The sequence below is a fragment of the Mucilaginibacter sp. HD30 genome (assembly GCF_054061755.1).
This window is the reverse complement of sequence record NZ_JBSSEO010000001.1, coordinates 2,132,921-2,144,571: the sequence shown is the minus strand read 5'-3', so window position 1 is coordinate 2,144,571 and position 11,651 is coordinate 2,132,921. Positions and strand designations below refer to the sequence as shown.

General features: G+C 42.2%; 11 protein-coding genes. 9 read left to right on the top strand and 2 right to left on the bottom strand.

Annotation, left to right across the window (positions count from 1 at the left end; all coding sequences use genetic code 11):
- The first annotated feature begins 152 nt into the window (after positions 1-152).
- Positions 153-1,016 carry a phosphatidylinositol-specific phospholipase C/glycerophosphodiester phosphodiesterase family protein gene (locus ACVW2L_RS10360; protein ID WP_457127889.1) on the top strand — a complete coding sequence of 288 codons (864 nt, stop codon included), beginning with the start codon at positions 153-155 and terminating at the stop codon, positions 1,014-1,016.
- An 8-nt stretch (positions 1,017-1,024) separates the two neighbouring features.
- Here the strand turns inward: ACVW2L_RS10360 and ACVW2L_RS10355 are convergent, their stop codons facing one another.
- Positions 1,025-1,525, bottom strand: coding sequence for a hypothetical protein (locus tag ACVW2L_RS10355; RefSeq protein ID WP_457127888.1), 501 nt, complete (start codon positions 1,523-1,525; stop codon positions 1,025-1,027).
- A 121-nt stretch (positions 1,526-1,646) separates the two neighbouring features.
- Between ACVW2L_RS10355 and ACVW2L_RS10350 the strand changes: the two genes are divergently transcribed.
- Positions 1,647-1,877, top strand: coding sequence for a hypothetical protein (locus ACVW2L_RS10350; RefSeq protein ID WP_457127887.1), 231 nt, complete (start codon positions 1,647-1,649; stop codon positions 1,875-1,877).
- A gap of 40 nt (positions 1,878-1,917) precedes the next feature.
- Here ACVW2L_RS10350 and ACVW2L_RS10345 read toward each other — a convergent pair whose 3' ends face one another.
- Positions 1,918-2,268, bottom strand: a complete 351-nt coding sequence (locus ACVW2L_RS10345; protein WP_457127886.1) for a DUF7009 family protein — start codon at positions 2,266-2,268, stop codon at positions 1,918-1,920.
- Between the two features lie 387 nt (positions 2,269-2,655).
- Here ACVW2L_RS10345 and nirB point away from each other — a divergent pair, with 387 nt between their 5' ends.
- The 7 genes from nirB to ACVW2L_RS10310 all read left to right on the top strand — a co-directional run bounded on the left by nirB (position 2,656) and on the right by ACVW2L_RS10310 (position 11,636).
- The gene (gene nirB / locus ACVW2L_RS10340; RefSeq protein WP_457127885.1) at positions 2,656-5,148 is read left to right on the top strand and encodes a nitrite reductase large subunit NirB; all 2,493 of its coding nucleotides are present in this window, start codon (positions 2,656-2,658) and stop codon (positions 5,146-5,148) included.
- A gap of 125 nt (positions 5,149-5,273) precedes the next feature.
- Entirely contained in the window at positions 5,274-5,630 is a 357-nt protein-coding gene (gene nirD / locus ACVW2L_RS10335; RefSeq protein WP_457127884.1) for a nitrite reductase small subunit NirD, read from the top strand.
- A gap of 98 nt (positions 5,631-5,728) precedes the next feature.
- Entirely contained in the window at positions 5,729-7,327 is a 1,599-nt protein-coding gene (locus tag ACVW2L_RS10330; protein ID WP_457127883.1) for an alginate export family protein, read from the top strand.
- Between the two features lie 27 nt (positions 7,328-7,354).
- Complete coding sequence (locus tag ACVW2L_RS10325) at positions 7,355-8,572, top strand: CmpA/NrtA family ABC transporter substrate-binding protein (RefSeq protein ID WP_457127882.1); 1,218 nt, start codon at positions 7,355-7,357, stop codon at positions 8,570-8,572.
- Between the two features lie 59 nt (positions 8,573-8,631).
- Entirely contained in the window at positions 8,632-9,414 is a 783-nt protein-coding gene (locus ACVW2L_RS10320) for an ABC transporter permease (protein WP_457127881.1), read from the top strand.
- Between the two features lie 17 nt (positions 9,415-9,431).
- A complete protein-coding gene (locus ACVW2L_RS10315) occupies positions 9,432-10,304 on the top strand; it encodes an ABC transporter ATP-binding protein (protein ID WP_457127880.1) in 873 nt (290 codons plus the stop codon).
- Positions 10,305-10,334: 30 nt separating this feature from the next.
- The gene (locus ACVW2L_RS10310) at positions 10,335-11,636 is read left to right on the top strand and encodes a NarK family nitrate/nitrite MFS transporter (RefSeq protein WP_457127879.1); all 1,302 of its coding nucleotides are present in this window, start codon (positions 10,335-10,337) and stop codon (positions 11,634-11,636) included.
- Positions 11,637-11,651: the final 15 nt, after the last annotated feature.

The window sequence follows — 11,651 nt, the reverse complement described above, 5'->3', positions numbered from 1 at the left end:
AAAATACATCAAAAGCCTTCGGTTACATCCGAAGGCTTTTTGATTAAAACCTAAATGCGGGCCACTTAAATTTAAATATTTAAAAAAACAGTTTTGGGAATGTCATCGATTGGTAAAATATTTGTAATATACCGGTCCTAATTAACCCATTGATGAACCGTTGTTTTTGCCTGGTACGAGGTGTTATTGCCTTGTTTTTTTCTTTGCCGCTATTGTGTATCGCGCAGGATCTGCCCTTACTTAACGCTTTCGCACATAATGATTATCAACATAAAAAGCCTCTTTTTGATGCCTTAAGGAATGGCTATGTTAATATAGAAGCAGATGTTTATACATTTAAAGGCAAGTTAGTTGTTACCCACGTGTTGCCTCAAATACACCACCGGCGTACACTGGAAGATTTATATCTTGCTCCTTTGGCCAACCATATCGCAGGTAAAAATGTGGAAATTTATACCGGTTTTATAGAACCTCTTACCCTTATGATAGATATAAAATCTGATCCGGATAAAAGCTATAAGTTACTCAAGCCATTATTGGAAAAATATCGCAATTATTTATCCGGCTATCGTAATGGGCAATGGCAGGCTGGTCCGCTAAGAATTGTACTTTCAGGTAATAAGCCCTACAAACAACTAAAAAATGATCCTGATCGCCTGGCATTTATTGACGAAGATTTACGCAGAATAACTCGGGATACTTCTACCGGCTTATTTAGCATGGCAAGTTGCAAGTTTTCTAAACTGTTGCGTTGTAAAAAAGATGGTACATTTTCACAAAGAGATGAGGTTAGGCTACGTAACTATGTGGAGGATGCGCACAGGTATGGAGCGAGAGTTAGATTATGGTCGTCGCCGGATAAACATACAACGTGGCGGCAACTGCTTGATTGCGGTGTTGACCTGATTGTAACAGATAAACTTACCAACCTGCGCGATTTCTTGATTCAGGATAAAACGTTAGCAATAACCAGAGAAGAAGAGGAGTTAACTTATTATGCCGATACAGACAATTAAATTAACGGTCAGGAGTTTCCTATCACTTCTATCTCCTCATCAAATTTAGGCGAGATCTGCACCGTGGCAACTTTTTTCGTTAGCGCCTTTATTGTTAATGCCGCAACAATGCCTCCTAATAAATAATAGCTTACCGTTAACAATTTCGTTTCAGTGCTTTTATTTACCGGTCTGTCATTTAAACCAAGTGGTTTGGTCAATGTCAACGCACCTATTCCGGCGGCCAGCCCGAAGGCGGCGCCTTTAATAAGTAAATTTTTTTTGCGGCCCCAACCTATCATACTATAATATGCAGCGTTGTTTATTATATCGGCTGCAAGCGTGCTTAAAAACAATGTGTTTCCTGTTAGGGGCTTAGCGCCAATGCCTTTTAAGCCTTTGTTTAATGCCTGCTCGCCAATCAGATCAACACGGGGTGCTTTATCAATAAACTGTTTTGCAGTTTGATGGACAATATTTAACGCGGCCGCGCCTGCGAAGCCGCCAATGGTGTTATTTAAAGTTTTCATAAGTACACATACTTAATAACCAATAAGCCAATATAATGCCAATATAAATTTGGTGTAATAACGCTGATGACGTAAAACTTTGATTGTTTTTAGCGGTATTATATATATAATATTACACGTTATGGAAGCGAAAAAATCAAATCACCCGGAAGTGCAGGATAAACATCCTGATTATTTAAAAAGCCCTAAAGAGGCGGAAGATTTTGGTGGGCATGCTAACGAGCCCGATGTTAAAGAGAATCACCCCGACCTTGGCAATCAATCGCAGGCAGAGGCAGCTACAAATAGAGATGGAATGGATATTGAACCCGAACCGCGGGACACCGGCGGTATTATTGGTGCCGGCGATTAATTGCAAGAGGGTCGTTACAAACGGCCCTTTTAACATTTTTTTAGCAAGTTAAAGCCGGGTTGGGGTAATTATCGGTTTGATCTTCTACAGCATTATCCAGGCATTGAAAGTCTTTTTCTATTAAAAGGGATAGCTTATTATGATATCCGCTAAAGCCAACCTTTTCTGATGCCTCCCATTCCATTGCCATGTGCTCCGGCATATATAATACTATAGTATTTCGCTCAAAATCTGCGCTAAGCGTAGGTTTATCATATTTTTTTAGCGCGTAGATTAGTTTCTGTGGGCCAAAATCAACTGTTTCGTCTAAATATCCCGTTTTTATAAACTGATATACATCTGTTTTGCTCAGTCTGTATCGAATTGAGTTCCCTTTTATCCTGATTTTCATATTACGTGTCGGTTACGGCCCTTATTTTTCAAAGTATTTACTTATTAAGGTGGATTTTTCTATTAATTTATTGTGTATCTTATTTTAAAACGTATTAAAAGGTTTTCTTGATACGTTTTTCATGATTTTTATTAATTTGTTAAAAAAATATCAGTTTACGCTTGTTAAATTATTATAAAATTTGTGTTTGTTGTGTTTTGCTGTAAAATAATTAACAAATGTATGTTTAAAATCAGCAAAAATGCCATTATGTATATAAATAATATGCCAAAAATGTGATTAAAGTTATACAAAAATTGTAAATGTGATTTTTTTTATATAAAATTGCTAAGCAAACACGATAATAAGCCACTTTTTATTGTTTTGGTCATAAAAAAGTTTAAGAATATGGAAAAAACAACAGTTGTAGTGATCGGAAATGGCATGGTTGGTTACAAGTTCTGCGAAAAACTTGTAAAAAAATCATCAAACTTCAATATTGTAGTATTTGGAGAAGAGCCACGGCCTGCATATGACCGCGTTCATCTAAGCGAATATTTTAATGGAAAGTCTGCCGAGGAACTTTCGATGTCTTCCGGCTCATGGTATGCTGACAATGATATTACACTGCATCTTGCTGATCCGGTACAGGAAATAAACCGTACAAATAAAACAGTTCATTCGCTTTCGGGCATTACTATAAAATACGATTATTTAGTGTTGGCAACTGGCTCATCGGCCTTTGTACCAGATATCCCGGGAATAGAAAAGGACGGGGTATTTGTTTATCGTACTATTGAAGACCTTGACCTTATTAAAGCATATGCTACTAATGCAAAGACCGGTGCCGTAATGGGTGGCGGTCTTTTAGGTTTAGAAGCGGCTAAGGCGCTAATTGACCTGGGCATTGAAAACACACATGTAATTGAGTTTGCCCCGCGCCTTATGCCAAGGCAGATCGACTCAGCAGGAAGCGCCATGCTGCAATCAAAATTAAAAGAGCTGGGCCTTAACATACACCTCAATAAAAGCACATCATATATAGGCGGGGAGCATAAAGCAGAGTCATTAAATTTTAACAACGGTAGTGAACTGCCAATTGATATGCTGGTAATATCAGCAGGTATCCGCCCACGCGATGAATTGGCTAAATTGGCCGGTTTGCATGTTGGCACCCGGGGTGGTTTTTTGGTTGATGCCAAAATGCAAACAAGTGACGAAAGTATCTTCGCTATTGGTGAATGTGCATTATATGAAGGTATGATATATGGCCTGGTAGCCCCCGGCTATGAAATGGCCGATATTGTAGTATCGCAATTAACTGGCGGCAGCAAACTGTTTTATAGCTATGACATGAGCACCAAGCTAAAACTAATTGGTGTTGATGTAGCCAGCTTTGGCGATGCTTTTATTACTGAGCCAGATTGCCGCACCATAGTTTTTGAAGACACCCATAAAGGCATCTACAAACGCATTAATATTACTACTGATGGCAAGTACCTGTTAGGCGGTATTTTAATTGGCGATGCCGATGCATACAACATGTTGCTGCAAACAGTAAACAACAAACTGGTGCTTCCGCCAAATCCTGAAGATTTGATATTAGGATCAAGGGGTGGTGCAGAAAGTGAGGGAGCAGGCGTGATGAGCTTGCCGGATGATGCCCTTATATGCTCATGCGAGGCCGTAACTAAAGGAGCAATTTGTTCATCGGTAACAGACCTGGGTATTACCACTGTTGATGGCATAAAAAAATGCACCAAGGCAGGAACGGGTTGCGGCGGTTGTATGCCAATGGTGAAAGATCTGGTAAACGGTACACTGAAAGCAAACGGGGCTTACATTAAGAACACTATTTGTGAGCACTTTGATTACTCGCGCCAGGAGTTGTATGATCTGGTAAAAATGAACCAGATAAAAAATTACGATCTGGTGCTTGATCATTTTGGTAAAGGCGATGGCTGCGAAACCTGTAAGCCGTTGGTAGCAAGCATTCTTTCAAGCCTTTGGAACGAGGTAATAGTAAAACAATCTACCATACAGGATAGTAACGACCGTTACCTGGCCAATATCCAAAAAGGCGGTACTTACTCGGTAGTACCACGTATTCCGGGTGGCGAGATCACGCCAGATAAATTGATAGTGATAGGGCAGGTTGCTAAAAAGTATAACCTGTACACCAAAATAACCGGTGGCCAACGTATTGACTTATTCGGCGCGCACGTTAGCGATCTGCCATTAATATGGGAGGAACTGATAGATGCCGGCTTTGAAAGCGGGCATGCTTATGGCAAAGCCCTGCGTACAGTAAAAAGCTGTGTTGGCAGTACTTGGTGTCGATTTGGATTGCATGATAGCGTATCATTCGCCATAGAAGTGGAGGACAGGTACAAAGGCATCCGCGCACCGCACAAAATTAAAGGTGGTGTAAGCGGATGTATTAGGGAATGTGCCGAGGCGCAGTCGAAAGATTTCGGCATCATCGCTACAGAAAAAGGCTGGAACCTGTATGTATGCGGCAACGGCGGATCTAAACCGCAGCACGCGCAAATATTAGCAACTGATATTGACAAAGATACATTGGTTAAATACCTTGATAGGTTTTTAATGTTCTACATCAAAACTGCTGATCCGCTGACCCGTACCGCTACCTGGCTTAATAAAATGGAGGGCGGCATGAGCTACTTAAAAAATGTAGTAATAAATGATAGCCTGGGTATTTGCGAGCAGTTGGAAAGCGAAATGCAGCTATTGGTAAACACTTACCACTGCGAGTGGAAAGAAGTGGTTGAAAACCCGGAGCTACGTAAAAAATTCTCACACTTTGTTAACGAGCCCGCTCAAAAAGATCCGAGCGTAAAGTTTGAGGAAATGCGCGGACAGGTAAAAGCCAATTGGTAATAAAATAAATGCAAAACGTCATCCCGACTAGTTTCGGGACCCCGCAGGACAAGCACACCGCAATGCTTGTGGGGTGCTGAAACAAGTTCAGCATGACATATTTAAATAAGCAAAAACAAACAAACATGGAAACACTAACAGCAATTAATTGGATCCCGGCCTGCTACATTGATGATGTTCCTGAAAATGGCGGGGTTTGCATGAAACATGGCGATGAGCAAATTGCCATTTACAATTTTGCGCGCCGCAATGAGTGGTATGCTACCCAGAACCTTTGTCCGCATAAACAGCAAATGGCCTTGTCGCGCGGCATGATAGGTAGCGCCGGTGAAGACTGCGAACCTAAGATCGCTTGTCCTTTTCACAAAAAAACATTTTCGCTTTTAAGCGGCGAGTGCCTTAGCGGCGATGATTATCAAATAAAAACTTACCCTGTAAAGGTTGCCGACGGACGTGTTTATGTTGGAATTGCATTAGAATAAGCCCCACCACACCATAAAAAAAAGCCCTGCCGGGAGGTCGCATTCCCAAACAGAGCAATTAACAGTTTTATCGCTTTCACAAACTAAAAACTTAGCAAATGTATAAAAACCTACTTAAACGATGCACAATTTTTACAACAATTGTAATTTTTGCCTGCTTTTCGGCCTATGAAGCCGCTGCGCAAATGACACTAAACGCCCAGATAAGGCCACGGGCAGAATCAAGAAACGGAGTTGGTAACCTTGTATTAAAGGACTCCAAAAATGCCGGATTTGTATCGCAACGAACAAGATTAATTTTTGGTTATAAATGGGACAGGCTGACGGTTGGTGCCAGTTTACAAGATGTACGCGTGTGGGGCGCGGATGCATCTTCTGTATCGGCAACTGATAACAGAATGTTCCTGCACGAAGGTTGGGCCGAGCTTACGCTGGCCAACAAAGCCGATACGACCATCGGTTTTAAATGGGTTGATCAACTGTCATTTAAAATAGGCCGCCAGGAACTTGTTTATGATGATGCCCGATTAATTGGTAACCTTGATTGGTTGCAACAAGGCCGCCGCCACGACATGGCATTGCTAAAATTGATGCACCACGGCTGGCAGGTTGACTTAGGTTATGCCTATAACCAAAACAACGATGCTTTTGGCTTAACCAATACAGACTATGTGCCGGCAAACTTGCCGGCGACAGTAAAAAATTCTTTAGGCACGTTAGTACCTACTCCGGTCGGTATGCTTCCGTTGGCTGTAGGTGGCAGTGCCGCCAATAATAGTGCAAAAACGGGTACGCCGGTTTTTGCAAACCCGCCAGGTACCAACGGGGCTACACAGCAATACAAATCCTTTACAAGCTTATACATCAGCAAAAAGATAGATCAGACAAAATTTTCGGCACTGTTGTTTAGCGATAGTTTCGGCAAGTACCGCTTAGATTCTGTAGGTACCGCCGCTACGGGTTATGTATACGGGCGCCGTTTTGTAAGAACCGGTTTGACTGATACTTATGATTATTCTTCAGTTAACAGATACACTTACGGTTTAATGGTTAATCATACCATTGGTAACGCGTCGGGTTTCGGCAAAATAGCTATACAGGCCGCCTACTACCGTCAGGATGGCAAAAGTCGTGATAATGTGGCTTTAGATGCATACCACTATACAGCCGCTGTAACTTATCAAAAAGGCAACCTAAGCTTTACACCGGGTTATGATGTTTTATCAGGTAATAACGCAGTTAGCCCTTCGGGCAAAGACAACCGTTTTGATCCGCTATATGGTACACCACACAAGTTTTGGGGATATATGGATTACTTGTATGCAGGCACGGGCTCTCCGGCGGGTGGCTTAAACAACGCGTACTTTAAGGTTAAATATGCCACCAACACATTTGCGATAGGTGCAGATCTGCATTCATTTGCGCTAAATAAGGATATGAAAAAAGCTGATGGCAGCGTGATTGGTAAAAACCTGGGTAAAGAGATTGACTTACAGTTGAGCTATACGATGAACAAGTTTACCAACATAGAGTTGGGGTACTCAGTAATGAAAGCTACAGACAGTATGCCGTTTGCAAAAGCACAGGCTACTACAGACGTTGCCGCTGCTACCTACAATAAGACAGCCACGTGGGGATACCTTATGATCAAGTTCACCCCAGACTTTCTTTATACCAAACCTGTTGCTATCAGATAATTACAAACACTTTAAAACGTAGAAATCATGACTCAAAATATAAATAAGATATCAAAATTGTTTTTTGCCTGCATATTGCTAACCCTGTTATTTGGTGTAGCTAAGGGCGCAAATCCGCCTAAGCGCGTCATTAAACTGGGGTTTATCCCACTAACAGATTGCGCGCCGTTGGTAATAGCAAAAGAAATGGGCTTCTTCGCTAAATATGGTGTTGATGTTCAGATAACCAAAGAAGCGTCGTGGGCAGTTGTACGCGATAAAATATTAAACGGCGAGTTAGACGGCGCTCATTGCCTGTTCTCCATGCCTTTTTCAGTATATACAGGCATTGGCGGTAAAGCCGGTTCAGAAATGAAAATCGCCATGATATTGAGCAGCAATGGCCAAGCAATTACTTTATCAAAAGACTTCTGCGGAAGCGTTGGCTATAAAGATCTTAAGAGCGTTGCTGGTGCTGTAAAGCAGTTAAAAACTAAAAAAGAAGTAACCTTCGCCATGACGTTTCCGGGTGGTACGCACGATATATGGTTGCGTAACTGGTTGGCTGCTGCGGGTGTAAACTCAAAATCGGTAGGCATCATCACCATCCCTCCGCCGCAAATGGTGGCCAACATGAAGGTTGATAACATGGAAGGTTTTTGCGTAGGTGAGCCATGGAATGGTGTCGCAGCTACTCAGAATATCGGCTTTACACACATAGCCAGCCAGGATATATGGAAAGATCATCCTGAAAAGGCATTGGTAGTAAACAAGGCTTTTGCTGATACTGATAAAGAGGATCTGAAAAACGTAATGAAAGCCATTATTGACGCTTGCAAATGGTTAGATGTAATGAGCAATCGCAAAAAAGCCGCTTTGTTTTTAAGCAGACCCAATTATGTTAATGCTCCTGTTCAGGTAATTGAAGCACGACTGATGGGATCAACCGACTTGGGTTGTGACCTGGGTGTGCAAAAATACAAAGACGACTATATGTTATTTTACAAAAATGGCCAGGTAAACACCCCACGCATATCATATGGTGTTTGGTTTATGGCACAATATGTACGTTTCGGCATGTTGGATAGCGCTCCTAATTACAAAGCCATTGCGCAAAAACTGATCATGAGCGATCTGTATGAAGAAGTGGCAAAAAGCATGAATGTGCCCATTGCCGACGACATGAAACCGTTTAAGACAAACCTGGAAACGATCACTTTCGATCCGAACAATCCGGCCGCTTATATAGCCGGAGCAAAAAAATAATTTCTATCGGCAGGCTGCAATTGTAGCCTGCCGCTTATTCATCTTTTAAACAAGATAAAATGAAAAAGATATTTTCAATTCAGTCATTAATTTCCTTCGGGTACTTCTGCGCAGGCATGTTCATTTTGGGCGGGATATGGGCAGGTATTTCAAAGCTAACAGCCAATGAAATTCCAAGCCCGGGCGATACCTGGGTGGTTTTTAAAGAAGTAATGCAGCAGCCCTTTCAGGACGACCCTGACTATAAAGGCATCGGCACAAAATTATTAAGCTCTTTAGGTAGGGTAGGTATAGGGTTTGGATTAGGAAGCTTGTTGGCAATTCCATTAGGTATGTTGATGGGCAGCAGCTCAATAGCTATGCGAATGGTTAACCCAATAGTACAAATACTGCGCCCGGTATCTCCATTGGCGTGGTTCCCGTTAGGGTTGGCCATTTTTCAAGACTCGCCTAAGGCAAGCATATTCATGATCTTTATCTGTTCGCTTTGGCCGACGTTAATAAATGCCGCGGTAGGCGCAGCAAGCGTTCCGCAGGATCATAAGAATGTTAGTCGTGCTTTTGGGTTTTCAACGTGGAAATACCTAACCAAGATCTTGGTTCCTTATAGTCTTCCACATGTTATAACCGGCCTTCGCCTTTCCATCGGCGTAGCCTGGATGGTTATTGTTGCCGGCGAAATGCTTTCGGGCGGGATGGGCCTGGGTTACTTTGTTTGGGAAGAAGGGTTTAACGGCGGTAACGTAGCTAAAATTTTGGTTGCCATCATCATAATTGGTATTGTGGGTTCCTTGTTAGATAAATGTTTTACCTGGTTACAGCAGCGGTTTTCGTATGCGTAACCTTAAATTATTTCATCATGATAGATAGATCAGTTATTACGGTAGATAAGAATATAGAAGCAGTTGCAGACGCGCTGCTTAAGCAGGCCGCTGCAGAAACAAGTATAGAGGTAAACAATGTTACGGTAAGCTTTAAAACCGCTAAAGGTGTTTACACAGCCGTTAAAGACATTAACTTAACCGTACAAAAAGGCGAAATCATTTCCCTTATAGGTCATTCAGGTTGTGGTAAATCAACCTTAATGGGTACCATTAGCGGCATGGTTAAGGCTACCAGCGGCGAAGTTTATGCAAACGGAGCTAAAGTATCCGCTCCCGGACCTGACCGGGGTATAGTTTTTCAAAACTATTCGCTGCTACCCTGGATGAGCGTTTATAAAAACATTATGGTAGCAGTTGATTCTGCGCTTCCAAACTTAAGTACCGAAGAGAAACGCGCCCTCGTTGAAGCCAACCTTAAAATGGTTCACCTGTGGGATCATAAAGACAAACTACCGGGCCATTTATCGGGCGGTATGAAGCAGCGGGTGGCAATTGCTCGGGCGTTCTCTATCAATCCTAAAATTTTATTGTTAGATGAGCCCTTTGGCGCATTAGATGCATTGACCAAAAGCTCAATGCACATTGAACTGCTAAAACTTTGGAACCTGGATAACCGCGAAAAGACCATTGTAATGGTTACGCACGATATTGAAGAAGCGATTTTCTTATCGGACAGGGTAGTGGTAATGAACAATGGCCCTGCCGCTACGATAAAAGAGATCGTTGATATTCCGTTGGCTCGCCCACGTAATAAAAAAGATATTGTACACGACCCAAAATACATGGAGATACACGACAGGTTGTTAAATTTATTGATAGAAAAATTCTCCATCGCCGACGAGCACTAAGATCAAATACTATACTAAAACAATAACAGCATGACTACAACAGCAAATCAATTAAGCAAGATCAGGATCTTCAGTTTAAGCGGGGTGCAAATGCGCACTTTTCACATTACCTGGTTAATGTTTTTTGTGTGTTTCTTCGGATGGTTTGGTTTGGCGCCTTTAATGCCTACCATCCGTGCCGAACTTGGCCTTACCAAAGCACAGGTGGGTAACATCATCATTGCATCAGTAACAGCAACCATAATAGCGCGCCTTTTAATAGGTAAGCTATGTGATACCTGGGGGCCGCGTAAAACAGCAGTAAGGTTATTGCTGGTTGGAGCCATTCCGGTTTTCTTAGTGGGCTTGGCACACAGCTACACTACTTTTCTTATGTTTAGGTTAGCTATTGGCGTTATAGGGGCCTCGTTTGTCATTACCCAGTTCCATACATCAATGATGTTTGCACCCAGCATTAAGGGAACGGCTAACGCCATCACCGGCGGTTGGGGCAATTTAGGTGGCGGTGTAACTAATATGGTAATGCCTTTAATATTTACCGCCATTGTGGGATTTGGCTATTCGCCGGCACAGGCATGGCGCCATGCCATGATAGTGCCGGGTGTGATGATGCTGGTAATGGCGTTTTTATATCACCGGTATACTAAAGATACACCTAATGGTAACTATGATGAAATTGGCTATAAACAGCAAAATACCAAAACCGACTGGAGCGTATTGACTGATTGGCGTGTTTGGGCGCTAATGCTGGCGTATGCCATGTGTTTCGGTATGGAACTTACGTTTGATAACGTAGCGGCGTTGCATTTTGTAGATAGCTTTCATTTAGATCAAAGCACGGCTGGTTTTTGGGCAGGCATATTTGGTTTTATGAATATTTTTGCGCGTGCGGTAGGTGGGATAGCATCTGATAAAGTGGGTAAAAAGTATGGCATGCGTGGTAAAGGCTTGCTGTTGGCCGGGGTATTACTGTTAGAGGGTTGCGGATTATTATTATTCGCGCAAGCCGGCTCTTTGTTTATAGCAATAGCTTCAATGCTTACGTTCGCTATGTTCCTTAAAATGTCAAACGGTGCCACCTATGGTATTGTACCTTTTATAAACACCAAAAATGTTGGTTTGGTAAGCGGCATTGTAGGCGCTGGTGGTAATGTTGGTGGTATGCTATTTGGCTTCCTGTTCAAATCAGAGAGCATTACTTATGTAGAGGCCTTTACTTACATAGGTTATATTGTAATTGCCATATCGTTTGTAATACTTATAACCCGTTTTCAGAAACAACCCAATGCTAAGGTTGAGTTAAACAGCAACATGGCGGGCAGCGCTGTATAACTTTTGCCCTGTAAA

Bases quoted from the DNA above. Each gene is read 5' to 3' on its own strand.
- nirD (WP_457127884.1), top strand. From the start codon at position 5,274: ATGGAAACACTAACAGCAATTAATTGGATCCCGGCCTGCTACATTGAT.
- ACVW2L_RS10330 (WP_457127883.1), top strand. From the start codon at position 5,729: ATGTATAAAAACCTACTTAAACGATGCACAATTTTTACAACAATTGTA.
- ACVW2L_RS10325 (WP_457127882.1), top strand. From the start codon at position 7,355: ATGACTCAAAATATAAATAAGATATCAAAATTGTTTTTTGCCTGCATA.
- ACVW2L_RS10315 (WP_457127880.1), top strand. From the start codon at position 9,432: ATGATAGATAGATCAGTTATTACGGTAGATAAGAATATAGAAGCAGTT.
- ACVW2L_RS10345 (WP_457127886.1), bottom strand. From the start codon at position 2,268: ATGAAAATCAGGATAAAAGGGAACTCAATTCGATACAGACTGAGCAAA.
- ACVW2L_RS10320 (WP_457127881.1), top strand. From the start codon at position 8,632: ATGAAAAAGATATTTTCAATTCAGTCATTAATTTCCTTCGGGTACTTC.
- ACVW2L_RS10360 (WP_457127889.1), top strand. From the start codon at position 153: ATGAACCGTTGTTTTTGCCTGGTACGAGGTGTTATTGCCTTGTTTTTT.
- nirB (WP_457127885.1), top strand. From the start codon at position 2,656: ATGGAAAAAACAACAGTTGTAGTGATCGGAAATGGCATGGTTGGTTAC.
- ACVW2L_RS10310 (WP_457127879.1), top strand. From the start codon at position 10,335: ATGACTACAACAGCAAATCAATTAAGCAAGATCAGGATCTTCAGTTTA.
- ACVW2L_RS10355 (WP_457127888.1), bottom strand. From the start codon at position 1,525: ATGAAAACTTTAAATAACACCATTGGCGGCTTCGCAGGCGCGGCCGCG.
- ACVW2L_RS10350 (WP_457127887.1), top strand. From the start codon at position 1,647: ATGGAAGCGAAAAAATCAAATCACCCGGAAGTGCAGGATAAACATCCT.